The 25542-nt window shown below is 68.6% G+C and carries 23 protein-coding genes, 1 tRNA gene and 1 pseudogene; 5 read left to right on the top strand and 20 right to left on the bottom strand.

All coding sequences use genetic code 11. The features are described 5' to 3' along the window. Positions 1–317: 317 nt before the first annotated feature. From AB0D14_RS22965 to AB0D14_RS22930, 8 genes and pseudogenes are all read right to left on the bottom strand, one after another. Positions 318–1364: an enoyl-CoA hydratase/isomerase family protein gene (locus AB0D14_RS22965; protein ID WP_362781787.1), complete on the bottom strand. Its 1047-nt coding sequence runs from the start codon at positions 1362–1364 to the stop codon at positions 318–320. A gap of 186 nt (positions 1365–1550) precedes the next feature. Beyond that, positions 1551–1907, bottom strand: a complete 357-nt coding sequence (locus AB0D14_RS22960) for a PRC-barrel domain-containing protein (RefSeq protein ID WP_362781784.1) — start codon at positions 1905–1907, stop codon at positions 1551–1553. A 269-nt stretch (positions 1908–2176) separates the two neighbouring features. Then, the gene (locus tag AB0D14_RS22955; RefSeq protein ID WP_362781782.1) at positions 2177–3130 is read right to left on the bottom strand and encodes a CPBP family intramembrane glutamic endopeptidase; all 954 of its coding nucleotides are present in this window, start codon (positions 3128–3130) and stop codon (positions 2177–2179) included. Positions 3131–3300: 170 nt separating this feature from the next. Next, a complete protein-coding gene (locus tag AB0D14_RS22950) occupies positions 3301–4011 on the bottom strand; it encodes a response regulator transcription factor (protein WP_362781779.1) in 711 nt (236 codons plus the stop codon). Continuing rightward, positions 4008–5231 (bottom strand): histidine kinase, encoded by a 1224-nt coding sequence (locus tag AB0D14_RS22945; RefSeq protein WP_362781776.1) that lies wholly within the window; start codon positions 5229–5231, stop codon positions 4008–4010. Before AB0D14_RS22945 ends, AB0D14_RS22950 begins: the two co-directional genes overlap by 4 nt. A 160-nt stretch (positions 5232–5391) precedes the next feature. Further along, positions 5392–5526 (bottom strand): annotated as a pseudogene (locus tag AB0D14_RS22940) (SDR family oxidoreductase); the annotation flags it as partial. 43 nt (positions 5527–5569) lie between these two features. Then, positions 5570–6334, bottom strand: coding sequence for a hypothetical protein (locus AB0D14_RS22935; protein WP_362781773.1), 765 nt, complete (start codon positions 6332–6334; stop codon positions 5570–5572). A gap of 175 nt (positions 6335–6509) precedes the next feature. Beyond that, positions 6510–6974 (bottom strand): ATP-binding protein, encoded by a 465-nt coding sequence (locus AB0D14_RS22930; RefSeq protein WP_362781942.1) that lies wholly within the window; start codon positions 6972–6974, stop codon positions 6510–6512. 123 nt (positions 6975–7097) lie between these two features. Here AB0D14_RS22930 and AB0D14_RS22925 point away from each other — a divergent pair, with 123 nt between their 5' ends. Then, on the top strand, positions 7098–7526 hold the full coding sequence (locus AB0D14_RS22925; protein WP_362781770.1) for an STAS domain-containing protein: 429 nt from the start codon (positions 7098–7100) through the stop codon (positions 7524–7526). Between the two features lie 185 nt (positions 7527–7711). After that, positions 7712–8914: an epoxide hydrolase family protein gene (locus AB0D14_RS22920; protein ID WP_362781767.1), complete on the top strand. Its 1203-nt coding sequence runs from the start codon at positions 7712–7714 to the stop codon at positions 8912–8914. Here AB0D14_RS22920 and AB0D14_RS22915 read toward each other — a convergent pair. The 8 genes from AB0D14_RS22915 to AB0D14_RS22880 form a co-directional block, all read right to left on the bottom strand. Next, a complete protein-coding gene (locus AB0D14_RS22915) occupies positions 8863–10104 on the bottom strand; it encodes an MFS transporter (protein ID WP_362781939.1) in 1242 nt (413 codons plus the stop codon). The genes AB0D14_RS22920 and AB0D14_RS22915 overlap by 52 nt on opposite strands. 106 nt (positions 10105–10210) lie before the next feature. Beyond that, positions 10211–11344, bottom strand: a complete 1134-nt coding sequence (locus tag AB0D14_RS22910) for a DUF475 domain-containing protein (RefSeq protein WP_362781764.1) — start codon at positions 11342–11344, stop codon at positions 10211–10213. A 307-nt stretch (positions 11345–11651) separates the two neighbouring features. Further along, positions 11652–13352: an alpha-amylase family protein gene (locus AB0D14_RS22905; protein ID WP_362781761.1), complete on the bottom strand. Its 1701-nt coding sequence runs from the start codon at positions 13350–13352 to the stop codon at positions 11652–11654. Continuing rightward, positions 13343–14347 carry a TIGR03885 family FMN-dependent LLM class oxidoreductase gene (locus AB0D14_RS22900; protein WP_362781758.1) on the bottom strand — a complete coding sequence of 335 codons (1005 nt, stop codon included), beginning with the start codon at positions 14345–14347 and terminating at the stop codon, positions 13343–13345. Before AB0D14_RS22900 ends, AB0D14_RS22905 begins: the two co-directional genes overlap by 10 nt. 194 nt (positions 14348–14541) lie before the next feature. Further along, a complete protein-coding gene (locus AB0D14_RS22895; protein WP_362781755.1) occupies positions 14542–15903 on the bottom strand; it encodes an NAD(P)/FAD-dependent oxidoreductase in 1362 nt (453 codons plus the stop codon). 178 nt (positions 15904–16081) lie between these two features. Beyond that, entirely contained in the window at positions 16082–16999 is a 918-nt protein-coding gene (locus AB0D14_RS22890) for an SGNH/GDSL hydrolase family protein (protein ID WP_362781754.1), read from the bottom strand. A 270-nt stretch (positions 17000–17269) separates the two neighbouring features. Continuing rightward, positions 17270–17872 (bottom strand): TerB family tellurite resistance protein, encoded by a 603-nt coding sequence (locus AB0D14_RS22885; protein WP_362781936.1) that lies wholly within the window; start codon positions 17870–17872, stop codon positions 17270–17272. A gap of 445 nt (positions 17873–18317) precedes the next feature. Next, a complete protein-coding gene (locus AB0D14_RS22880; protein WP_362781752.1) occupies positions 18318–18917 on the bottom strand; it encodes a TetR/AcrR family transcriptional regulator in 600 nt (199 codons plus the stop codon). 102 nt (positions 18918–19019) lie between these two features. Between AB0D14_RS22880 and AB0D14_RS22875 the strand changes: the two genes are divergently transcribed. Beyond that, positions 19020–20183, top strand: coding sequence for an epoxide hydrolase family protein (locus AB0D14_RS22875; protein WP_362781750.1), 1164 nt, complete (start codon positions 19020–19022; stop codon positions 20181–20183). Positions 20184–20535: 352 nt separating this feature from the next. Here the strand turns inward: AB0D14_RS22875 and AB0D14_RS22870 are convergent. Beyond that, positions 20536–20609, bottom strand: a tRNA-Met gene (locus AB0D14_RS22870). A gap of 615 nt (positions 20610–21224) precedes the next feature. Between AB0D14_RS22870 and AB0D14_RS22865 the strand changes: the two genes are divergently transcribed. Together AB0D14_RS22865 and AB0D14_RS22860 are read left to right on the top strand one after the other, a co-directional pair. Beyond that, the gene (locus AB0D14_RS22865) at positions 21225–21824 is read left to right on the top strand and encodes an isochorismatase family protein (RefSeq protein ID WP_362781748.1); all 600 of its coding nucleotides are present in this window, start codon (positions 21225–21227) and stop codon (positions 21822–21824) included. 10 nt (positions 21825–21834) lie between these two features. Next, entirely contained in the window at positions 21835–22743 is a 909-nt protein-coding gene (locus tag AB0D14_RS22860) for a DJ-1/PfpI family protein (protein ID WP_362781747.1), read from the top strand. Between the two features lie 8 nt (positions 22744–22751). Here the strand turns inward: AB0D14_RS22860 and AB0D14_RS22855 are convergent, their stop codons facing one another. The 3 genes from AB0D14_RS22855 to AB0D14_RS22845 form a co-directional block, all read right to left on the bottom strand. Further along, on the bottom strand, positions 22752–23951 hold the full coding sequence (locus AB0D14_RS22855; RefSeq protein ID WP_362781745.1) for a hypothetical protein: 1200 nt from the start codon (positions 23949–23951) through the stop codon (positions 22752–22754). 92 nt (positions 23952–24043) lie between these two features. Continuing rightward, positions 24044–25003 (bottom strand): STM4015 family protein, encoded by a 960-nt coding sequence (locus AB0D14_RS22850; RefSeq protein ID WP_362781933.1) that lies wholly within the window; start codon positions 25001–25003, stop codon positions 24044–24046. 119 nt (positions 25004–25122) lie between these two features. Beyond that, positions 25123–25497 carry a hypothetical protein gene (locus AB0D14_RS22845; protein WP_362781743.1) on the bottom strand — a complete coding sequence of 125 codons (375 nt, stop codon included), beginning with the start codon at positions 25495–25497 and terminating at the stop codon, positions 25123–25125. Positions 25498–25542: the final 45 nt, after the last annotated feature.

Raw genomic sequence — 25542 nt, 5'->3', positions numbered from 1 at the left:
GCTCAAGGGTCGCCGAAAAGCAAAACCCGCACACTGGATCTTGCCCGGCTTGGTGTCGTGCTTACGGACCATAGAGCCGAACCCTTGAATTGTGTAGAGGCAGAGCGCACCGGATGCGGCGTCCTCGTAGAGGAAATGGTCGTTCCGAATACGTGCGCCGTCATGTGGCCAGAGTGGCAAGAAAACCTGAATTGCGCGCGCAGAGGGAATGGTTGACCCAGGGACAGGAACCTTCGGAAAAGCAGGTGCAGGGTCAGAGTTCGGACAGTGGCCCCGGTGGTCGCCGATGCTGCCGGGCCGGCGACCACCGGGACGCGTCAGACGAGCCCGAGTTCGCGCTCGCCGAGCGGCTCGAAGTAGCGCTCCACGTCAGCGTCGGTGACCTCGGCCAGGGTGGCAGGCGACCAGCGTGGAGTGCGGTCCTTGTCGATGACCTGGGCGCGGATGCCCTCGACCAGGTCGGGCGTCGTCAGGGCCGCGCAGGAGACGCGGTACTCCTGTTCCAGCACCCGTTCCAGCGGGCCGGGCCGCCGGGCGCGGCGCATGGCGGCCAGGGTGACCTTCAGCGCCGTGGGCGACTTCGCGAGCAGGGCCTGCGCCGTCTCCTTCGCCGCCGGGTCGCCATGGTCGAGCAGCCGCTCGACGATCTCCTCGACCGTGCCGGCGGCGAAGCAGGAGTCGATCCACTCCCGCTGCCCGGCCAACTCCCCCGCCGGTGAGGGCCGCACATGGCGGTCCAGCACATCCCGTACGGGCAGGTCGGCGAGTTCGGCGACGAAGTGCGGGAGCGAGGCGGACGGTACGTAGTGGTCGGCGAGCCCGCACAACAGGGCGTCCCCGGCGCCGATCTGCGCGCCCGTCAGGGCCAGGTGGGTGCCCAGTTCGCCCGGGGTGCGCGCGAGCAGGTAGGTGCCGCCGACGTCGGGCACGAAGCCGATGCCCGTCTCGGGCATGGCGATCCTCGACCGTTCGGTGACGACCCGGACGCCGCCGTGCGCGGAGACGCCGACGCCGCCCCCCATGACGATCCCGTCCATGACGGCGACGTACGGCTTGGGATAGCGGGCGATACGGGCGTTGAGGTGGTACTCGTCGCGCCAGAACGCGGCCGAGGCGGTGCCGTCCCCGTCGCGGGCGTCGTCGTGAACAGCGCGGATGTCGCCGCCCGCGCACAGGCCGCGCTCCCCCGCGCCGGTGATGACGACTGTTTCGACTGCCGGATCGTGCTCCCACGCGGTCAGCGCCTCGTCGAGGCTCCGCACCATGACGTGGTTGAGAGCGTTGATGGCCCTCGGGCGGTTGAGAATGATGTGGGCGGCCCGGCCGGTGGTGTGCAGCAGGACGGGTGCTTCACTGCCGGTCATCCGAATGCCTCCGTCAGGCCGCGGGTCACGATGACGCACATGATGTCGTCGGTTCCTTCCAGGTTCTGCTGGACGCAACTGTCACGGACGATCTTCTCAGTGCCGTGGCCGGGCACGAGCGACGCGACTGCCCCGGGACTCCAAGGTGAGTCCCGGGGCAGTCGCGTCGCTCAGAACAGGCGTGGATCAGACGTGCGGACCGCCGGTACCGTAGTAGGTGCCCAGCTGGTCGCGGTAGCCCTGGTCACCCAGGTGCTTCTCGCGGTCGAACTCAGGAGCGTCCTTGATCTGCTGCTTGGTGCGGTCGACGATGATCCGCCGCTCCTCCTGGTCGATGCTGACGACCGTGCTCGCCGGGAGCAGGACCTCCTTGCCGAAGATCCACACACCGGTGTCCACCACCAGGTAGGCGTCCCCGACCTCGTCGGAGTGCTTGTCGACCTTGCCGATACTGCCGTCCGTGGCCTCGACCTTGTAACCCGTAAGGTCAGCGCCCGCCAGACGGCCCGCCGTCGACCTGTAACCCCACACATTTTCAGTCACGCGAAACCAACTCCTCCGGTAAACAGAGGTCAGTAGGAGTTTCCTACTGGCCCTCTTTTTTCCGTACGTCGTGCATTGCGGGTGCACTACGAGTGCACTGCGGTTTCTGTAACCGTCTTCGTGGCGGGTGCCCCGCGTCCGGGGGCTCACGCCCCCCAAATAAAGCCACGGTTCTCGCCGATTTTTGAAGAAGAAACATTCTTGACACCGAAGAGCCGCCGGCTGAAGGCAGCCCCGTGCCTGCCCAGCTGACCGGAGGCTCCGCAGTCTCAGGAGTCCGTGGAAGAATCCGCGGAAGACGCGGTGGAAGAAGCAGTGGAAGTCTCCGTGCCGGCACGGAGTTGGCCGCGGGTGTACAGACGGCCCCGGCGCTTGGCCGCGCGCAGGAACAGGATCGTGGGAACGGCGCAGACGAGGACGGCGAAGATGCTGGCCTCCGGGCCGAAGTCCCCGCCGGTGATCGCTTCGGGGCCCGAGAACACCCCCTGGACGAGGCCCACAGGGGTCGTGTCGTCGCCGGAGATGCCGGCGCCGTAGATACCCCTCCCGGCAAAGTTCCAGCCCAGGTGCAGTCCGATCGGCAGCCAGAGGTTGCGGGTGGCCGCGTATGCCGCGCCGAGCATCAGGCCGGCCTCGACCGCGATGGCCAGGGCGCCCCAGACCGTGGCGCCGGGGTTGAGCAGGTGGATGACTCCGAACAGCGGGGCCGAGACGGCCACGGCGGCCCGGGTACCGGTGAGCTCTTCCAGGAGACGGAAGACCACCCCTCGGAACAGCAGCTCCTCCGTGACCGCGACACCTGTCATCAGCCCGAGGACGGCCAGCATCCCGCCGACGGACCCTCCGCCGTCCGTGCCGTACCCACCGAATACCGCGATCAGCACGAGCGTCGCGGTGAAGAGTCCGACACCGGCGAGAGAACCGGTGCGCAGTGCGGAGGTGGCGGTCGCGGGGTCCAGTTCGACCACGGCGCGCTGCTCCATGGCCCGTACGGCAGCCGCGTACGCGATCAGACTGCCCGCCACGACCACGGCACCCGCGAGCAGGGAGAGGGCCGGGTTGCTCCCCGCCACCGCCCGCACCCCGGCCGCGAGCGCCATGACCGCGAGGAGGAGCACCGCCAGCACCGCCAGTCGCACGCCCGCCGGCCACACCCGGCGCGTCGGCACGAGCGGTTCTTGCGAGAACAGGACTTTCAGCGACTGCGCGTAGCGATGCGACATGCCATTCCTTCCGAACCGACGCGGACGGTCGGTCGCCGCCGCGTTGGCAGGAACGCTATGAGCCGGGGCCATCGAAGAGCGTCGCCCCGTGGGGGACAGTCGGGTGTAGCTCTCCTGGGGGACACGGGCGGGCAAGGACCACGCCCCTCCGCGTCGGACGCGGGCCCGCCTCAGTCGTGGGAACTGACCAGACCCACCCGGTGGGCCAGCACGACGGCCTGAACGCGGTCGCGCAGATCGAGTTTGGTCAGGATCCGCGACACGTACGTCTTGACCGTCTCGCGGCTGATGACCATCCGCTCCGCGATCTCGGTGTTCGACAGCCCCTCGGCGATGAGTTTCAGCACCTCCGTCTCGCGGGGTGCCAGGGCGGACAGCGCCTGTGCCGCGGTGTGGCGACGAGGGTGGCGAATCCGGTCGGCGAACCTGCCTACGAGCCGGCGGGTGACGGCGGGTGCCAGCAGGGACTCTCCCGCGTCGATCGTCCGGATGCCGTTCACCAGGTCACGCGGGGTCGAGTCCTTGAGCAGGAAGCCGCTCGCCCCGGCGCGCAGTGCCTCGTACACGTACTCGTCGAGATTGAAGGTGGTGACGACCAGGACCTTCATCGGTTCGACCACGCCGGGTCCTGCGAGCAGCCGGGTCGCCTCGATGCCGTCCAGCAGGGGCATGCGGATGTCCATCACCACCACGTCCGGGCGCAGCCGTCTCGCGGCTTCCACCGCCGTGCGCCCGTCTCCGGCCTCTCCCACGACCTCGATGTCCGGCTGCGCGGTGAATATGGTGACGTAACCGGTCCGTACAAGTTCCTGGTCGTCGCAGACCAGGACCCGGATCGGCACTCCGGAGCCGTCGCCGGTCATACCTGTCTTGTCTGTCATGCCTCGCCCCCGGGTGTTCCGGAGGGTATGCGAGCGCGGACGCTGAAGCCGCCGTCCGGCCGGCTGCCGGCCGACAGTTCACCGCCGAAGACGCTCACCCGCTCGCGCAGTCCGATCAGGCCGTGCCCACTGCCCCGGCCCAACGGCCTGAGTCCGGGGGCAGCCGCCGTGGCGGGTGCCCCCTCTGTGGTCACCTCGACCGCCACCTCGTGGCGGCCGTAGTGGACCTGGACGAGCGTCCGGTGGCCCGGCGCGTGCTTGAGCGCATTGGTCAGCGCCTCCTGCACCACGCGGTACGCGGCCAGTTCCACCGCCGCGGCCAGCGGCAGCTTCTCTCCTTGTTCCGCCAGTTCCACGGGCTGTCCCGCCGTCCGGGTCTGCTCGACCAGATCGCTCAGCGCGCCCGGCTCCGGCGTACGGTCCCCCGCGGACGTCTCGGACACCGCGGGCACCTCGGACACCGCGGCTCGCGGCCCGCCGGCCGCCGTGTCTCCGGACGTGCCACCGGATGCCTTCAGTACGCCCAGCAGGTGCTGCAGGTCGGTCAGGGCATGCCGCCCGGAGTCGCTGATCGCGCCGAGCCCGGTTGCCACCCGCTCGGGCGCGTCGGCGAGCAGGAACTGGGCTGCGTCCGCCTGGACCACCATGGCGGTGACGTGGTGGGTCACCACGTCATGCAACTCCCGGGCGATACGAGCCCGTTCACGCGCCGTGGCCGCCTCCACGCTGAGCCGGTGCCGTTCCGCCTCCCCGTCCCGCCATGCTCGTACGACCTTGCCCACGGCCCAGAAGCCGACCAGGCTCAGGTAAAGGAGGACGAAGTCGGGCACGCGCTGAGGCGAGCCCCTGCCATGCAACCCGAGCGCGAACAGCACGTAGAACGTGGTCGCGACGGCGACCGCCAGAGTTCGGCGTACGCCGCCGGCAGGGTTTCCGTGTGCGCCCACGCTGTACAGCGCGATGTAGAGGCCCATGCTCGCGCACGTCTGCGGATAACCGACCAGTTCGTGGACCGCGAACGCGCTTGCCACCAGCGCGAGGCACCCGCCGGGCCATCGCCGCCGCAGCACCAGCGGCAGCCACAGAGCGACCGTCACCAGCGCACCCGGCAGGCCGGACGGACGCTCCGCCAGATCACCGAACTGCGCGCCGAGCGGAGCCGTCACCGGCGCGAACACCACCGGGGCGAGCAGGACGGTGAACACCGCGTCCCTCGGCATGACACCCAGCGCGTCCCAACGCGCCGCGAGAACAGGCGCGTTCTTCCTCAGCGATGACCCTGCCGGACCGAGCACAGTCAGAGACTAGCCTCAATGTTGTGTCCGGCCTGGTCGACGCTGGTCGGCGGGCCACCCGGCCACCCACCGCGGTTGTCCGGAGTCACGGCAGGATGGAGTCGACGTATCCGCCGTCCACGCGCAGCGCGCCCCCTGTGGTGGCGGACGCCTGGTCGGAACTCAGGTAGACGACCATGCTGGCGATCTCCTCCGGCTCGATCAACCGCTGTAGCGACGCCATTCGTCATCAGGATCTCGGAGCAGGCGCGCCCTGAACCATTTCAGATATCAGAGAAGCGTCGCAGCGCGAATTTCAAAGCATCAGGCTCCACATGAACTCCTCCACCAAAGGGGTGATTCATGGCTGCCAGCACTGCCAGCACTCCGGAGACCAACAGAGCCAGCAGACCGATGCTTACGATATCCGGCACCGTCAGGGCCGGGACTTGGACTGCGGCGGCGATCACCAGAAGCATCGCAGACAGGATCAGCCCGATCCAGAGGTAGCTGGGAATCTCCTGGGATACTGACAACATCCGCGCGCGCCGAGCGTCCCCTACCGCCCTGAGGGCTACGAGCGAATCCCGCGCAAAGGTCTGCTCCTGCTGAGACCCACTGCTGGGGGAATCCTGCAGTTCCCGCCGTAGCGCGTCGTACTGGCCCTGCGCCCGCCTGCTGAATTTGCCCTCCGCCATGGCCGGCCACTCGTCGTGGATCACCGTGACCGTGTACTGGCGGGTCAGTTGACGAACTGACCCTCGGGTGTCCGTGGGGAGCGGCCGAGTCGCCCAGTAGAGGTTGGTCAGGCTCGCGCCCTCGTCGCTGACCTGGTCGGCGGCTTTACTCAGACTCGTTCCGGCGGAAACGATCGAAAGGGCAAGGATGAAGCTGAACAACGTCCTATTGAGGGCGGAGAAATGGTCGATGGCATCCTTCAACGTGGAGCCCTCGCGCCAGCGTTGCGGAATATATCGAACCAGCAAGACCAGAAGGATAATTGAGGAAATCACGCAGCAGGCGACCAAGGCCACGTCAGACAAGTTCATACGTCTATCCAACCTGGAACATGGCAACCTTTTATTGCCCGCTGCTGCGATTCATCCCATCGAGCACACGGTACTGACTACTGATTGACGTACTCCAGGTCGGTGGGTGACCGTTCGAGGAGCCGGCCTGCGCGGCGGAGCTGGGCCTGGAGGCGGAGAACCGGTGCGTCGAGCCTCAGGTGGTGGTGCCGGGTGGGGCGTCGGACAAGGCGATGCGGGCCCTGATGCGTTTACCCACCGGCTCTCTGTGGATCTCGAGGTCCTGGGCCACGGCCTTGACGATCTCCAAGCCGTGCTGCCCGATCCTGCCGGGGTCGGCGATGCGGGCCTCGGGGACCGTGGGGTCGCTGTCCCACACCATGACATCCACGGTCTCAAGAGTGAGGCGCAGCTCCAGCAGGACCGGGCCCGGGGCGTATTTGCAGGCGTTGGTGACCAGTTCACTGACCACCAGCTGGGTCAAGTCCAGCGCACGGGCAGACACGGACAGGTGATGGTCGGCGCGAGCCTGTTCGAGGAAGGCGGTGGCGTGGCGGCGCGCATCGGCGATACATCCGTCGCCTCCGCCTGTGGCGAAGCCGGTCCGCATCAGGTGCCCATCGGACCCCCTACACCCGTCGCCGTCGTCGTGGGAACCCACCGGCATCGCCCTCATTCTCCGTTCACGAGCGCACCGCTACCCGCCGACCCCTCATTCATGCGTCGTACAAGTGTGCTCTCGGACACAGTCTCCTGGGTGCATCGGGTGCAGCGTTCGGGCAGAATGACCAGGCAAACCCGGGGCCGGCGCAAGCGCAGGCACACGACCGCAGTCGAGGAGACGGTGACCCCTATTCAGAGCGTGGATCAGCCAGGTCAGCTCTCTGTTGAGCATTCCGCGATCGACGGCATTCGTGTCGTGACCGTGCGCGGCGAGATCGACCACACAGTCAAAGACGTACTCAGCGAGGCACTGCTGTCCCCTGACAGCGCGACGCCGCCGCGTACGGTGGTCGACCTCAGCGGTGTGACCTTCATGGACTCCAGCGGCATCAGCGTTTTCATCAGCGCCTACCAGGCCCGGAGCGACGCTCAGGGCTGGCTGCGCATCGCCGGTGCACAGGAATCCGTGCTGCGGATCCTGCAGATCGTCGGGATGGACACCCTGATCAGCTGTCACCCCACCGTTCAGCAGGCCCTGCACACCACCTGACCCCGAGGCGCTGACGGGTCGTACGGCCCGTCAGCGTGTGTTATTTGAGTGCCTCCTTATCGGATACCTCCTTTCGGCTACCTCCTTGTCCGACCGGTGCCCGTCGCGGCCCACCAGTTTCACGCGCCTCTGCCTCTGCCTCTGCCGACAACGTGCGGCCGTCTCCGCCGCGTAGCATTCCTGCCATGCCGGACGCGTCGCCTCAACTGGAGCCGTTCACCCAACAGACCGAGCCCGCGGCGCTCGAGGAACTTCGCGCGCGGCTGCGCGCGACGCGCTGGCCGGATGCGCCCGAGGACGCAGGGTGGGAGCTCGGGACCGACGTCGCCTACCTTCGTGAACTCGTCGCCCACTGGGCGGACACGTTCGACTGGCCGGCGCAGGAGGCGGCGCTCGCCCGGCTGCCCCGCTTCCGTGTCCGGCTCGGCGGCCTGGGGATCCACTTCGTGCACGCCCGGGCTGTCGCGGCGACCGGCCCCGTGCTGCCGCTGGTCCTCAGTCACGGCTGGCCCGACTCGTTCTGGCGCTACTCGAAGGTCGTCCCGCTCCTGACCGATCCCGGGGCACACGGCGCCGACCCTGCCGACGCGTTCGACGTGGTCGTGCCCGACATGCCGGGTTACGGATACTCCGACCGGCCCACCGGCCCCTCGCTCGACTCCATCGGCGTCGCCGGGCTGTGGGCCGAGCTCATGGACGTCCTCGGATACGCGCGCTTCGGCGCGGCGGGCGGGGACATCGGCAGTCATGTGAGCCGCTACCTCGCGCTCGACCACGCCGACCGGGTCGTGGCCGTCCACCGCATGGACGGAGGTCTGCCCGTCTTCGCCGGCGACCCGGCCGAACTCACGCCCGAGGAGCGCGCCTGGTTCAAGGACGTCGCCGGCTGGGGTGCGAGCGAGGGCGCATACGCCGCCGTCCACCGTACGAAGCCGCAGACCTCCGCCGTCGGGCTCACCGACTCTCCGGCGGGGCTCGCCGCGTGGATCGTCGAGAAGCTCCGGGCGTGGAGCGACTGCGACGGCGACATCGAACGGAGCTTCACGAAGGACGAGATCCTCACCAACGTCATGCTCTACTGGCTCACGGGCACGATCGGTTCGTCGATGCGCATGTACCGCGCGAACGCCGCGATCCCGCCCGAGCAGCTCGCCCGCCGGGTCGAAATGCCGTCCGGTTTCTCACTCTTCCGCGGCGACATCGTCCGCCCGCCGCGGGCGTGGCTCGAGCGCACGGCGAACGTCGTCAGCGTGAACGAACCCGCGCGCGGCGGGCACTTCGCACCGTTCGAGGAGCCCGAGCTCTACGCGGAGGAACTACGCGCGTTCTTCCGGCCCTACCGGGCGGCCGTGACGTCGTCCGGCGGCGAGGCGATCCGCGGCGCCTGATCCGGATCGGCACCCGACCTGGCCTGTCGTGCGGCAACGGCCATGACGACGACGGAGATCAGGACGACAGCGGCGCCGACGTGGAGAGGCGCGGTGTAGCCGAGGCCCGCGGTGATGGCCCGCCCCCCGAGCCAGGCGCCGAGCGCGTTGCCGATGTTGGACGCGGACACGTTGGCGCTGGCGGCCAGCGCCGCTCCGTGGGCGAAGTCGGTGACGCGAGTGATCATGCCGGGCACACTGGCGAAGCCGAACACCCCCATCAGAAACACCAGGATCACCGACGCGACGGCGTTGTCGGCCAGCAGGCCGAACACGGTCAGAGTGATGGCGAGCCCGAGCAACGCAAGGACCAGGGCACGGTCCCGGTCACGGTCGGCCGCTCGCCCGCCGACCAGGTTCCCGACGACCAGACCGACTCCGTACACCATCAGCAACCAGGCGACATCCGCCGAGGAGAAGCCGCCGACCTCGGTGAACGTGTAGGCGATGTAGCTGAACGCACCGAACATTCCGCCATAGCTGAGCGCGGTGGCCGTCAAGGTCAGCCAGACCTGCCAGGAGCGGAACGCACGGAACTGCGCCCGCAGGCCACTGGGCGGTAGCGGCTGCGGGCCGCCCGTCACGGTCCCGGGCTGCCTCTCCCCCACACCGCTGGGCACCAGGGCCACGATTCCCGCCAGCGCGAGTACGCCGATCACGGTGACCGCCCAGAAAGCCGCCCTCCAGCCCCAGCGTTCACCGACCAGCGCACCGAACGGCACGCCCAGCACGTTCGCGACCGTCAGCCCGGCGAACATGACCGCCACCGCACGGGACTTCCTCTCCGGCGCGACCAGACTGCGGGCCACCAGCGAGCCGATACCGAAGAACGAGCCGTGGCACAGCGCCGCGACGATCCGCCCGAGCAGCATCATCTGGTAGTTCGGCGCGAGAGCGGACAGCAGGTTGCCGATGACGAACAACGCCACCAAGCCGACCAGGACCTCCTTGCGGGGCAGTCGCGCCGTCGCCGCGGTCAGCGCAATCGCGCCGACCGCGACACTCAGCGCGTACCCGGAGATCAGCCAGCCCGCCGCGGCCTCGGACACCGAGAAACTCGACGCCACCTGCGGCAGCAGGCCGGCGATCAGGAACTCGGTCAGACCGATACCGAAACCGCCGAGTGCCAGCGCGACGAGGCCGGGCGGCATCCGTCGCCCGTACTGCGGGAAGTCCGTGTCCTTGGCACCGAGTTGGCTCATGGCCTCACCCTCACCGCTGGTGGCGGGCCCGTCCATGGACAAAGATCGTAGGACGCTAGGACGAAAGTGAAGCCGGCCCGGATTCGGAGCCGGAACCAGTTCCGGAACCCTGGGCAAGTGCCTTGTTGCGGCGCACCGAGGACCAGAAGGACCAGCCGATCAGGATCACTCCGACGAGGCCGGTGATCACCTCGTTGATCTGGTACTGGATGGTGACCAGGAGGATGACGGAGAGGGCGCCGATCGCGTAGTGGGCGCCGTGCTCCAGGTAGACGTAGTCGTCGAGGGTGCCCTGGCGCACCAGGTAGACGGTGAGCGAACGGACGTACATCGCGCCGGTGCCCAGGCCCAGCGCCATGACGACGATGTCGTTGGTGATGGCGAAGGCGCCGATCACGCCGTCGAAGGAGAAGGACGCGTCCAGGACCTCCAGGTAGAGGAACATGAAGAACGCTGCCTTGCCGGCCAGGGCGACCGCGGAGCGGGGCTTGCCGCTGCGCTGCGCCTCGTGCTCGCGTTCCTCGTCCTCTTCGATCCTGGTCTCGAAGTGGCCGGATAGACCGCCCACGATCATGTAGGTGACCAGTCCCGCGATGCCGGAGAGGAGGACCGTCTCCGCCTTGTCGGCGTGCGCACCGCCGTGCTGGTGGGCATGGGCCGCGAAGGTCAGGGAGGAGACCAGCAGCACGATCAGGGCGATGCAGACCGACAGCATGTCGACCTTGCCGAGCTTGGCGAGCGGGCGCTCCAGCCAGCCCAGCCACTTGATGTCCCGGTCCTCGAAGATGAAGTCAAGGAAGATCATCATCAGGAACACGCCACCGAAGGCGGCGATCGACGGGTGGGCGTCGGTCACCAGTTGCTGGTAGCGGTCCTTGTCCGTCAGGGCGAGGTCGACTGCCTCGATCGGCCCCATGGAGGCGCTGACCGCCACGATGACGACGGGGAAGACCAGCCGCATGCCGAACACGGCGATGAGGACGCCGACAGTGAGGAAGATCTTCTGCCAGAAGGCATTCATCTTCTTCAGGATTCCGGCGTTGACCACCGCGTTGTCGAACGACAGGGAGATCTCGAGGATGGCGAGGATCGCCACGAGGCCGAAGGCTTCCCACCCTCCGTAGAAGACCGCGGCGACCAGGGCGAGCGCGGTGACCGCGAACGACCAGCCGAAGGTTTTCAAAAGCACTGGTTACCCCATCATGTGGTGAGGGCCGCGGGCCCTCGTTGTGCGGTCGTGTTGTCGGCGGTGTCTACGTGGTGCACGGGAGGAGAACGGTGCCGTCGTCGTCTGCGTGCAGTCGGTCGCTTGAGTGGAACGTGAGTGGACGGTGGTACCTCCGACGGTGACGGGCACGTCGATGGTACCCACGGAGTCCTTGTTGCTCTCGCGGGGAATTCGTGCCATGGGCATCGAAGCCGGGATCGCGTCCGGCGCGGGCGGCGCTGTCGCGGAAGCCGCCACCCGGGTCGGGGCTCCGGGGCGAAACCCGGTGTCAGTCGGCAACGGTCCTTTCGGGGTCGTCGGCCGGGGTGCCGACGCGCAGCCAGCGGTATCCGTAGGCGGGCAGTTCGACAGGGAGGAGGCCGTCGTCGGGCACGGTGAGACCGGCGTGTCCCTCGTCGAGCAGATCCGTCAGCCTTCCGCCGGGCCCCGCCTCGGACAGCCGCAACCGTACGGTGACCGGCCGGCCGGCGAAGTTGTGCACCGCCAGAACCGTTCCGTCACTCGTGCGGCCGACGTGTGCCAGGACCGCGCTGTCCCCTGTCTCCAGCAGCCGGTGGTCGCCCCACGCCAGCTCGGGAGCCTCCCGGTAGCGCTCGATGAACAGCCGCATCCGGCTCAACAGCGAACCCGGGTCGCGACTTTGCCCGTACACGTTGATCTGCTGACATCCGAACGCGCCGGCCACCAGCGGATTGGGAAACGCGTCCGGCCCGGCGGTGGAGAAGCCCGCGCCCGCCTCCGGAGTCCATTGCATGGGCGTGCGTACGGCCTGCCGTCCCTCGGCGGCCAGGTTGTCTCCCATTCCGATCTCCTCACCGTAGAAGAGCACGGGAGTACCGGGCAGCGTGAAGAGCAGGCTGTAGGCGAGTTCGACGCGCCGCCGGTCGCCGTCGACCATGGGCGGCAGCCTGCGGCGCAGTCCCCGGCCGTACAGCTGCATGTCCTCCTCGGGACCGAAGGACGCGAACACCTCGGCCCGTTCGTCGTCGCTCAGCTTGTCGAGGGTGAGTTCGTCGTGGTTGCGCACGAACGTGGCCCAGTGGGCGTCCCGCGGCGCCGCCGGGCGATCCCGCAGCGCGGCGGCCAGCGGCCCGGCGTCCTCGCGCGCCATCGACAGGTACATCTGCTGCATCCCGACGAAGTCGAAGCACAGGGTGAGCTCGTCCCCGCGGTCCGAGCCGGGGTCGCCGAAGAACCGGACGAGGCCGTCGTAGGGCAGGTTGACCTCGCCGAGGAGCACCGATTCGCCGTTGCGGCGGCCGAGGAAGGCGCGCAGGTCGGCGAGGTACTCGTGCGGGTCCGGCAGCGCCCCGGCGTCGTCCTGCCCGTCGGTCTCCAGCAGGAAGGGCACGGCGTCGACCCGGAAACCGGACAGCCCCAGTTGCGTCCAGAAGCCCATGACGCGGGCTATCTCTTCGCGGACCTCGGGGTTGGCGACATTGAGGTCGGGCTGCTGCTTGTAGAACCGGTGCAGGTAGTACTGGCCGCTGCCCTTGTCGTACTCCCACAGGCTGTCCTCCGCATCGGGGAAGACCACCCCCTCGGGGCCGTTCTCGGGCGGCTCGTCCGCCCAGACGTACCAGTCGCGGTGGGCGGAGTCCCGGCCTGAGCGGGCGTCCCGGAACCAGGGATGGTCCTCGGAGGTGTGGTTGACGACAAGGTCGGCGATCACCCGGATGCCGCGGTCCCGGGCGGTGCGCACGAACTCGGTGAAGTCCCCGAGGGTGCCGAGGCGGGGGTCGACTCCGTAGAAGTCCGTGATGTCGTATCCGTCGTCGCGCTCCCGCGTCGGATAGAACGGCATGAGCCACACGCACGTCACACCGAGACGCACCAGATGGTCGATACGCTGGATGAGACCCGCGAAGTCGCCGATCCCGTCACCGTTTCCGTCCTGGTACGTCTCGACGTCCAGGCAGTACACCACCGCGTTCTTCCACCACAGGTCGGACGTACGGGTCAGACGCATCGGTACTCCTTCGCCGTGGCGGGAAGAGGACGGGTGATGTCGAGTCGCGGCAGCACTTCGGCCCCGAACGCGTCGATGAACGGGCCCTGTTCGCGGCCCACGTGGTGGAGCATCACGGCGTCGAAGCCCAGCTCCGCGTACTCCTGCAGCCAGGCGGTGTGCCGGCCCAGGTCGGACGAGATGTTGACGGTGTGCGCCACCTGTTCCGGGCTGACGTGCTCGCTGACGATGTCGAACAGTTCCGGGGAGTCCAGATCCCAACTGGCGGGGGGCTCGTGCACGTTGGTGCGCCACTGGTCGTACGCCAGCGCGGCGGCCTCCTCCTCGGTGGGGGCCCAGCTCAGGTGCACCTGGAGATGCAGTGGGCCGCGCCCGCCCGCGTCGCGGTACGCGGCGGCGATCTCGCGCAGCCGTTCCCGCGGGGCGTTGACCGTGATCAGGCCGTCCGCCCATTCGGCGCACCAGGCCGCGGTGGCCGTGCTGCAGGCGGCTCCGACCAGCGGAGGAACCTCGGGCGGCAGGGTCCACAGCCGGGCCCGGTCCACCGTTACCAGGCCGTCGTGGCTGACCTCCTCCCCTCGCAGCAGTGCGCGGATGATGTCGACGCACTCGCGCAGGCGCGCGGTGCGGACGTCCTTGCGGGGCCAACCGGCCCCTGTGATGTGCTCGTTCGAGGCCTCACCGCTGCCGAGCGCCGCCCAGAACCTGCCCGGGTACATGGCCGCGAGACTGGCGACGGCCTGGGCGATGATCGCGGGGTGGTAGCGCTGGCCGGGTGCGTTCACGACGCCGAACGGCACCTGGTCGGTTGCCTGGAGGGCGGCCCCGAGCCACGACCAGGCGAACCCGGACTCCCCCTGGCGGACGCTCCACGGAGAGAAGTGGTCGGAGCACATGGCGGCGGTGAAGCCCGCACGTTCCGCGTGCGCGACGGCGTCGAGCAGGTCCGCGGGCGGTACCTGCTCGTGCGAGGCGTGTAACCCATAGGCAGTCATGCCGCGGCGGGTACCCCTCGGACGCTTCCTCAGCGAGGTGATGGGCGCACGCCGTGAAACAGCGTGCGCCGCACCGCGTGCGCCTCGGGAGCGTCCGAGTTCTACGTCACCTTTGCAGCACTTCTCGCCGGCTACCTCGATGCGCTCGTCACCCGGGCCTCGGTGCGCTCGTCACTCGGGCCCAGGTGCGCTCGTCACTCGGCCTCGACGCGCTCCCGGATCTGCTCCGGGGTCAGATACGCGTTCGTGTACTCGAAGTCCCGCAGCGTCGCGGGCGTACGGGACTGGAACCCGGTGCGTACGAAATCGTCGCCGGCCAGGCTGTTCAGCAGCCAGTTCGTCGCCACCCGGGCCTTCGCCACGTTGGTGCGCAGCGCCGACCAGTGGTAACCGCGGGCGGCGACCAGGGCGGGCACGCCGCGCAGCTCGACACCGAGCGGCTTGGACACGGCGTCGAAGCCGCCGAGGTCGACCACGAGTCCCAGGTCCTTGTGGACGTACGGTGTCATCCGCTGCCCGCGCAGCGACGCGATGACGTTGTCGGCGACGTGCTTGCCCTGTCGCATCGCGTGCTGGGCGGTCGGCGGGCAGACGGCGCCGTCCACGTCCTTGGCCTCGTCCGGTACGGCGGCGGCGTCGCCGAGCGCGAAGACGCCGTCGTGACCGGGCAAGGACATCTCCGAACTGACCGCGAGCCGCCCCTTCACCGTCTCGGCGCCCAGGGTGGCGATGAGCGGGCTCGCCGCGACTCCGGCGGTCCAGATCAGCGTGTGGGTCGGGATCACCCGCCCGTCGGTGAAGGTGACCTCATCGGGGCCCGCCTTCTCGATGGACACGCCCAACGAGACGTCGATGCCCCGCCGGCGCAGGATCTCCTGGGCGCTCCTCCCGAGTTTGTCACCCAGTTCGGGCATCAGTTTCGGTGCGATGTCGATCAGGTGCCACTTGATCAGCCTCGGGTCGAGCCGAGGGTAGCGCTTGACGGCGTTGTGCGTCAGGCGCTGCAGGCACGCGGCGGTCTCGGTGCCGGCGTAGCCCCCACCGACCACCACGAACTGAAGCCGCGCCGCCCGCTCGGCCTCGTCGTGGCTGGCATCGGCGATGTCGAGCTGTGAGATCACGTGGTCACGGATGTACGCGGCCTCGGCGAGGGTCTTCATGCCGCGGGCGTTGTCGGAGAGGCCAGGGATGTCGAACGTACGTGTGACGCTGCCCGGTGCCAGCACGATCTGGTCGTACCGCTCGTTCACGATCTCGCCCGTGATCTTGCGGACGACGCAGACCTTGGCCTTCACATCCACGCCGATGGCACCGCCGGGGATGATGCGGGTGCGGTACCTGCGGCTGCGGCGCAGCGACACGGCGATCGACTGCGGGGTCAGCACCCCCGAGGCGACCTGCGGCAGCAATGGCAGATAGAGCTGGTAGGAGAACGGTGTCACCAGCGCCAGGTCGGCCTCGTCTGCTCCCAGTTTGCGCTCCAGGCGGCGGACGCACTCCACTCCCGCGAAGCCTGCTCCCACCACCAAGATCTTCGGTCGTACCACGATGCTCATCCCTTCACCGGCGCGTTCTGTCGGGCTTCCCTCAGTCCCCTCTGCCCGCTGAGTTCCCTCATCGCACATGGTGATCCCTCGATGAGACGAGCCGCCGTACCTCCTCCGACCGGCGAGTCGGCCCCACGGCCCCCACTCCGGGGGCCGCGCGGGGGTGTGGGGAGACGCGGGGAGACCGTCAGTGACCGTGCCCCTTGCGCACGTGCTTCAGCACGGCACGTGCCATGGCTTCCTCGCCCTTGGCGTTGGGGTGTGCCGGGGCCGCGGGTGAGGCAGGCTGCAGCGGTTCGATCCAGCGGACCGCCGGGGCCTTGCACATGTCGTGCCCGATCGTGGGCCGGTACGTGTCGACGTATTCGGCCCCGTTCAACCGGGCCACGACGCGCATCATCAGGTTGAGGCGCTTACCGGTGTCACGGAGATAGGGGAAGTCCTTCGCCGCGAACGGTACGGAGGGGTAGCAGCCGCTGCCGTCCTCCGGCAGGAGATCCGGATAGCCGACCACGAGAACGCGGGCGTGCGGCGCTCTGGCGTGCACGGCCCTCAGCACGCCGGTGATCTTGGGCGCGGTGTCGAGGATCTTCAGCGTCAGCTGATCGGTCCCGGACGACGACGTGTAGTGACGCCGGCACGGGTCCCCCGAGAGGTCCTGTGAACTCAAGCCGGCGCAGGTGCTGATGACGGAGCCGAACCCGAAGTCGTTGCCGCCGATCTGGACGGTAACCAGGTCGGTGTCCCGCTGCAGGGCGTTCAGCTGCGGAGGGTTGGTCCCCTGGGCCTTCCACATGTTCTCGGTCGTGGCGCCGCCGCAGCTCACGTCCTTGAACGTGGACACTCTTCGCTCCGAGGCGACGAGTGAGGGGTAGTTGTGGTCGGAGCGGGCGCAGTTCGCGTCCACCTGTTTCGGGATCAACGGCCCCGAGGTGTAGGAGTCGCCCAGCGCGACGTAGTCCGTGCCTTTGTGCCGGCCGTCGCCGTGTGCCTCGACGGGTGCCGCGGACGCGACGACCAGGGCGCAGCCGCTGACGGCTGCCGCCACGGCGGTCGCCCGTCGGCGATTCCACGCTGTCCTGCCGTACTGGGTGCGACGGTTCATCGAGCTTCCCCCTGAGTCCGGAACGGCGAGTCGGGCCGCCGACGGCGCCCGCGCACGGTGACTGGACTTGTATACCGGCCGGTTCGCTCCCGGACCAGGGGCGGGGAGCAAGGGGCTACAGGTTCACGCCGTCGTTGCTGCGGTCCGGGCGATGGCCTGACAGCCCGGCAGGACCACCGGCCACACCGGCCGCCTCGGCCGCAATCTCCGCGCGCCCACCGGAGCCGCCGACTCCGCAGGGGGCGGAGCCGACGACGGCGGCAGCGTCCGTCAGATGCCGAACTCCGTGGGCGACAGACCGAGGGCGGTGCAGGCCTCCCGGATGACGTACTGCTCGGACGCCTCGAAGCTCCCGTCGGCACCCGCGACCACGATGCCCGTCTGGATAACCGCGCGGGCCTCCGCCGGCTTCTTGGCCGCCTTGGCGATCTCCCGCAGGGCCTCGGCCTTGCCCTGTTCGAAGTTGGCGGTGAACCGGTCCGCGTGCTGGTTGAAGCGCTGGCGAAGCTGGTCCGCCGGGAAGTTCTGCAGAACCTCGTTCGAGACGATCAGCTCCTCCACGCGCTGCCTCTCCATCGGCTCGATGTGTCCGTCGGCCGCCGCCACCAGCGCACACATGGCCATGCTGGCGTCTCGGTAGGCGCCGCTCTTCAGCTCGGTCTTGACCGACGCGAGCTGGGTCTTGAACATCCCGACCAGCTTGGCCTTGGAGCCACCGGAGGACGAACCGGGCGCGTGGCCACCGTGCTGTCCCTGCCCGGCGGAACCGTGTCCCTGTCCGGCGGGGGCGTGTCCCTGCCCCGTCCCTCCCCTGGCACTCTGGGACTGCTGGAGGTTCTTGGCCTGGTCCTTGAGCCGGTCCCACATCGCCACTACTGCCACCTCGGCTTCTGCTGTTACCTGTCCGGTTTTGATCATCGGTCACGCCTGTTCGCGGTCCGTCAGGTGAACGGCTCCCGCGACCGCAGAGGTTCCCGAATGGCAAAGGTAACGCAAAACGATCACCCACAAGGCCTACATGTTCAGCCTGCCTCGCCCGCCGGGTACCACGATGATGGTGCCGCGCGTGCGAAGCCCCTCGGGGCCGTGGTGGTCGGCGTGTTCGGTCATCTCAGGCTCCTGCGGGTGCCGGGTCGGCGGCGGCGGAGCTGAACTGTGTGATCAGGTCGGTCGCGCGAGTGGGCGGGGGCGTGTTGCGGTTGGCGGGGACCGGCAGGCCGAGGTTGCCGCGCAGGGTGTCGGCCTCGTACTCGGTGGGTGCGGTGACGATGGCGTGTCCGGAGCAGGACGATCCGCGGCTCCGCTCAAGTGCTGAGGGTCAGGCCTGGTCGCCCAGGAGAGCGGTTGCGCGCGTCTCGGGAACTCCCAGCATCAGCAGGCTCGTGATCGTCGCTGCTCGGGCGCCGGGGGCCCCGTTCGACAGGTCGCTGTCCGCGATGGCGAACACGACGCCGTAGGCGAGCTGGCTCAGAATGCCCGCCGGCAGGTGCTGTGCGAACACGTCGCCGTCCTGGCCCCGTTTCACGAGGTCGGCGAGGAGCTCATCGACCGGCCCGAGCAGGCCGTGGATCGCCTCGCCGTACTCGCCACGGCGCAGCGCCAACAGCACTCGGTACCGGTGCGCCACCGGCCAGACGCGGGCGATGAACTCGACCCACGTCGCGTCCGCTTCTGCGTCGGAGGCGTTGACTTCGGTGAGCACGGCTGTCACCTCGGTGACGGCCCGTTCCGTGAGTGTCCGAACCAGGTCGAGGCGCGAGGGGAAATGGCCATAGACCGTGCGACGGACGACGCCGGCAGCGGAGGCGATGTCGCCCATTCCGGCGTCGGGGTTGTCTCCCAGCACGTGGAGGGCGACGTCAAGGATGCGATCGCGTGTCTCGTTCATCGAGCGCACACGGGAGGACTCGGTCGGCACGACACCATTATTGCACACCAGCGTGCAACGAAGTATGTTGCACACCAGTGTGCAGCGGGAAGGTGTGCTGCGCTTCGAAGCTCAGGAGAAGAGAAGAAGGCAATGACCGCATCGACGCCCCCGACCTCGACCCTCGTCCGCCCGTTCACCGTCTCGATCTCGGATTCGGAGATCGACGACGTGAAGCAGCGACTGGCCAGAACTCGTTGGCCGGATCCGGAAACGGTGGGCGACTGGTCGCAAGGGGTCCGCGTAGAGAACGCCAGATCTCTGGTCGACTACTGGGAGCGCGGCTACGACTGGCGGCGCTTCGAGTCCGAGCTCAATCGCTTCCCCCAATTCCTGACCGAGATCGACGGGCTGGACATCCACTTCATCCACGTCAGGTCCAAGAATCCCAACGCGATGCCGCTGATACTCACGCACGGATGGCCGGGCTCGATCGTCGAGTTCCTGAAGCTGATCGGCCCGCTGACCGATCCGGTTTCCTTCGGAGGAGACGCCGCGGATTCATTCGACGTCGTCGTCCCGTCGCTGCCCGGGTTCGGGTTCTCCCAGAAGCCCACGGAGACCGGGTGGACAGTATCGCGCATCGCAAGCGCGTGGGTGGAGCTGATGAAGCGTCTCGGCTACACGAGATGGGCCGCGCAAGGCGGCGACTGGGGTGCCGTCGTCACCACCGCCCTCGGGGCCATGCAACCTGAGGGGCTTCTCGGAATTCATCTGAACACCCAGTACGCCTTTCCCGCACAGATACCCGACACCTTGTCGCCCGAACAGCGCTACGCCGTGGAGACCCTCGCCCTCTACACCGGCGATCTCGGTGGGTCGAACCATCTTCAGGGCACGAAGCCGGAGACTGTCGGATTCGCCCTGGCGGACTCCCCCGCCGGTCAGGCAGCCTGGATCTACGAGAAGTTCCAGTCCAAGACCGACAACCACGGGCTCGCCGAGGACGCCCTCAGCACGGACGACATGCTCGACGCGATATCCCTCTACTGGTTCACCAACAGCGCCGCGTCGTCCGGCCGCATCTACTGGGAAAACAGATCGGGCACTCTCGCCGGCCCGAAGCTGGCGCTTCCGGTCGCGGTGACCGTCTTCCCGAAGGACATCCCACGCCTGCCACGAAGCTGGATCGAAGACACCTACAGCAATCTGATCCACTACAGCGAGGCCGACAAGGGCGGGCACTTCGCGGCCTTGGAACAGCCCGAGATCCTGGCCAGCGAAATCCGCACCGGCCTGCGCACCCTTCGTTCCTGACGCCAACGCGCGAGCTCAGGGCGCACGCGTAACACTCGGGCTTCACGAAGGGAGCGGGCTGACAGTTGAGGTCTGATTCGTCCTTGCGCTGAGGTGCAGGTTGCTGGTCGGGGTTCAGCCGCTGGTTCGAGGACGCGGCACGGTGAACAAGCCGGGCTCGTCCTCGGTGACGAGACCGGTGGCGACCAGGCGCTTGAACTTGGTCACGTGTGCTTCCTTGATCGCGAGGGCCATCGTGCTGTCGCCCCGTGGGCGACAGCACGCAAGCACTTCAAGCAGCAGAGCAGGAGTGAGGGCTGTTCGCGGTACGCAAGAGGGTCCGGATCTGATAGATCCGGACCCTCTTCGACAGTAGCGGGGACAGGATTTGAACCTGCGACCTCTGGGTTATGAGCCCAGCGAGCTACCGAGCTGCTCCACCCCGCGGCGATGTTTCTACCGTACGCCATCATCGGGGCCGCCGATGACCACATGCTGTCGTGAGACGTGAGGTGGACGCCCTGAAGGGCCGAAGGCGGCGGCCGCCGTCTGCTGTCTGCGATGACGGCGGCCGCCGGCGCGAGGACTCGCGTCATCCCGTGAGGCGGGTCCTCGCGCGGGATCGTCCTCGCGCGGCACTTGAGGCGCGCGGGAGTGCGCCCCAACCCGAAAGGCCGGGAGGACGAGGGGCCGGGGCCCGCGCAGAGCATCGCGGGATACGGGCTCCGGTTTCCCTTTGGCCTGGTGGTTCCTGCGGGCCCGGGGGCTGGGGGCTGGGGGCCAGTCGGTGCGGCGCGCTTCAGCGGACCGACCGGTCACCTGTGAAGCAACCGCTTCTTCTGTCCGGTTCGGCTGTCAGGTTCGGCTGTCCGGTTCTTCTGTCCGAGATCCTAGAACGTGGCTGGTGCGAGGCAAGAACGCGTTTCAGCCCCGACGTGCGGGGCGAGCCGAATCGTGTCAGTCGGACGCGGACCAGCGGGCGCCGCCTGATGACCGGATCAGTCCGCTGCCGGACCCGATACGGTGTGTCGCCGCCCTTCTCAGATAGCTCAGACTCGGGACATGACCCGAGCACTGATCGTCATCGATGTCCAGGAGTCCTTCCGAGCGCGTCCACTGTGGGCGACGATCTCCGACCCGAAGATCGCCGACCAGGTGAACCGGCTGGTCCGGCTCTCCCGCCAGGCCGGGGACCTCCTGGTGTGGGTACTGCACTGCGAACCCGGCAGCGGCAATGTCTTCGATCCGGCCCTGGGCCACGTCCGGCTCATGGAGGAACTGGAACGAGCGGAGGACGAGCCGCTGATCCACAAGACCTCGCACAACGCCTTCACCACCACCAACCTGCAACAGCTGCTCACCGAACGCGGTATCCGCGAACTCACCGTCTGCGGCATCCGCACCGAGCAGTGCGTGGAGACGACCACCCGCGTCGCCTCCGACCTCGGCTACCACGTCACCTTCGTCACCGACGCGACCGCGACCAACCCGATCGCGCACCGCGACGCTCCCACCGATCAGAGCGTCGCCGACCTGCTCGCCGACCCCCGCACGCTGCCCGCCGACGAGGTGATCAGGCGCACCGAGTACGCCCTTGCCGGGCGCTTCGCCACCATCGCGACGGTCGCCCAGCTGGAGGCCACGGCAGACACGATGGCATGATGACCGGATCGTGAGCCATATCGTCTTCTTCCTCGTGCCCGGAGTACACCTGCTGGACCTGGCCGGCCCCGCACAGGTCTTCTCCACGGCTGCCGACTTCGGGCACCCCTACACGCTCTCCTACGTCGCCGAGCAGCCACAGGTCTCCACCGCGCAGGGGCTGCCGCTGGTGGCCGGGCTCGACTGGCCCGAGCTGTGGCCCGACGACCTCATCGTGGTTCCCGGCTGGCGGGCAGGCACTCCGGCGCACGGGCCCGCCGTCGGCGCCGCGTCCCTACAGGTTCTCCGGGAACACCACGCCAGAGGCGGCACGGTGGCCAGCGTCTGTGGCGGAGCCGAGGCGCTCGGGATGGCCGGCCTGCTCGACGGCCGCCGCTGCACCACCCACCATGACGTGCAGGACGGGTTGGCCCTGCGCCACCCCCGGGCGGTGGTCGTCCGGGACGTCCTGTTCACCGTTGACGACCGGGTGATCACCTCGGCCGGTATTGCCAGCGGTATCGATCTGACCCTGCACCTGGTCGCCACCCGGCACGGCCCGTCCGTCGCCGCCCAGGTGGCCCGGGAGATGGTCGTCTACGCCCGTCGCAACGGCCACGAACCGCAGTCCAGCGCGATGCTCCGGCACCGCTCCCACCTCGACGACACCGTGCACCGGGCCCAGGACCTCATCGACAACCGCTTCGACCAACCGCTCCCGCTCCCCGCCCTGGCATCGGCCGCCGGCGTCAGCGAACGCACCCTCACGCGTCTCTTCAGCCGCGCCACCGGGCTCACGCCCCTGCGCTATCAACAGGCCCTGCGCCTCGAACGCGCCCAGCACCTCATCAGCCACGGGGCGACGATGGACGCAGCCGCCCGCTGCGTAGGGTTCGAGGACCCGCGCATGCTGCGCCGTCTGCGCGCCCGCACGACCTGACGCGACCGTCACGAGCCGGCCAGAGAGCCCCGTACCTCCGGGTACTCCACCTCATCCGGCAACCGGTAGCCGAGAGCGGTCAGTCGTGACGCGACGTCCGCCGGGCTTCTCCCTGTCAGGCTCGCGCTGCGCAGGACGTTCTCCAGGTGCACGTCGTCCAGGAACGAGCGATCGACCGTCTCCAGCAGCCGGACCTCCGCCTCGTCGGCGATCGCCGGCAGTTTCGCGTTCTCATGCAGCCAGTGCCCCAGTGTGGCCAGCCGCCCGGCGATGTCCGAAGGGCTCCGTCCCGTGGCCAGAGCCGCGCGCAGGATATGGGCCAACGACAGCCCGACCACCGTGTTCACCACCAACCAGGGGCTACGGCCGTTCAGTTGCTCGCTCAGAATGACCAAGTCGTCGGCCTCTGGGGAATCGGGCACGGCCGGCCGGCCGTAGCCGAGTTCCGCCAGCCGGGCGGCAATCTCCGCCGCGGGGCGCGCCAACTCCTGCGCGACAGCGAGAACGTGCCCGACGGGCGGCTCCCAGTAGAGCCAGCGGACACCCTGCCGGAGATCCTGTTCTTCCGAAGACCTGAGGAGCAGTTCGTCGGCGGGTTCAGGGGTGTACGGCAACCGGAGGCCGAGGGCCAGCAAACGCGTGGCGGCAGCGTACGGGCTGCATCTCAACTCCCGTGCTGCCCGCAGCACTTGCGGCGTCGGTACCTCATCGCCCCAGTCGAGCCACTCCCCGTAGCTGCCGCGGTCGGTGCTGATCAGCACCGGGTCACCGGAATGGGGGGTGTCCGGTAGCGACTGGGCACCGTCACCATCACCGAGCCGGTAGCCGAGGGCGGTCAGTCGCCGTGCGACGGTGGCGGGGCCACGGTCGGTCTGGCCCGCCGATTCGAGTACCTGGCGCAGGGACACCGGCTTACCGACGTCGAGCCAGGTAACGCTGTACTCGGCGCCCACGTCCCTGATCAGCGGGACGTCGTCCAGGTCGACGGAGTCGGGCAGGGAAGCTTCGGAGTGCTGGATGTCGGTGTATCCCAAGGCGGCCAGCCGTGACACGACGGCAGCAGGGCTGCACCTCTGCACGGCAGCGGCGTGCAGCACATGCCCGTACGGCACTTGTTCGTCAGGGATCAGCCAGGGCCTGCGTCCGTCGAGTTCGCGGCTGGCGACCCGGAGGTCGGCCGGGTCCTGGGATTCGGGGGCGTCGGACATCGAGGGCATTCGTGGGGCCTTTCGACGGCTGGAGGCAGGGGGCGCAGGGGGGGCGAGGCGCGAAGGGTGGAGGTCGGGGCCGGCGACGGCGGTCACTCGCCGACGGCGATGTACCTGCCGTGTTCCTCTCCCCATTGCGGGTTGCCCCCGTCGTCCTTCTGCCGGGCGGTCAGGTTCACCCGAACACCCTTCGGCTCCAGCTCCGTCCAGATCCGCAGCATCATGGCGTGGCTGAGGAAGTGGTGGGAAAGGTCCAACTCCCGCAGGTGGGTGAGCGGCTGGCCCTGCAGCAACGCCAGCGCGCCCTCGTCGGTCAACATGCCCATGGCCAGACTCAGAGACGTGAGCCTCGGCACGATGGGCGCGGCGGCGAGTGCGGCAGCCAACTCGTCCTGGATCGGGCTGTTCCGAAGAGCGAGGTGACGCAGCGCGGGCTTGCTCTCACCCGTGAGCAGAGGGGCGAGATCCTCGATCGTCGTCCCGCCGCCGTAGTCGTCGTCGCCCAGCCACAGCTCCAGGCTCCGCAGTGAGGGCAGATCGGAAGCGGCGATCTGCGCCGCCGCCTCAGGAGGCAGCCCGCCGGACTCGACGCGCAGCACACGGAGCCCTTCGTGCCCCGTCGCGGGAAACTCCAGACCCTCTCCGCCGCGTAGGACCAGCTCTCGAAGGCCGGGATACGCCTCCAGGACGGGCGCGACCGTCCCCAGCCAGATCGAGGAGATCATCGCCTCCTCGTTTTCCAGATCGCCAAGGAAGAGCGCTTCGAGTCCCGTCAGCCGGGAACGGAGGCCGAGCAGTGCGTCGTCGGGAAGCCCGCCGTCGGCGTCGTACCAGGGCTGGCCGAATATCAGCGCCCGTACCTTCTCCAGTTCGACCGTCTCTGTGAAGCGTTCCCAATAGGCGCCCACGCGCGCCCAGTAGTCGGCCTCGCGGGGTAACTCCCCACACTGAAGACGCCAGGCCACGGAACCCGGATCAGGCAGATCCGCCGGGGTCATGTACGGCGAGAAGGTGAAGGCGGGCAGTCCGTAGAACTGCTCGACGTGGTGCACATAGGACAAGACGCGGCTCCCGACACTCGAACCCGACAGCTGTTCACTGTGTTCTATCAGCCGCCCCTGACAACCGGAGCCGCGTCGAGATCTGTGTGAGCAGCCGCACCGGTGCCGGGTCAGGGGCTGACGGCCGGACGTGAGCCGTCGCTGTGCGCGTCGGGCCGTGCTCCTGCCCATGCGGCGGGTACGGCCATCAGCCCGGCGACAGCCGACCACCACCACAAGGAGGGGCCGAGCAGGTTCCAGCCGACGACCGCGAGAACCGGGCCCGCGATGAATCCGAGGCCGTACATCGCGCTCGCCGCGCCCAGGTAGCGGCCCCGCAGGTCCGACGGGGCCGCCCTGGCCGGGTAGGCCAGGAACAGGGTGGGGGCCGCCACGGTTTCCCCGAAGGACCATGTCACCGTCGCGACGACCAGCCCCACGATGCCCCAGGACGGCCCGTACACGGCGCCACAGTTGTGACACGTCCGCTGTGTCAGTGCGGACATCCGTGCTGCTTCACAAGCGTGGACTGCGCGCGTCGGTCGGAGAGT

It is taken from the genome of Streptomyces sp. NPDC048484 (assembly GCF_040651415.1).
Classification (GTDB): domain Bacteria; phylum Actinomycetota; class Actinomycetes; order Streptomycetales; family Streptomycetaceae; genus Streptomyces.
The sequence above is the reverse complement of the archived record's forward strand: the minus strand, read 5'-3'. Positions and strand labels throughout refer to the sequence as shown.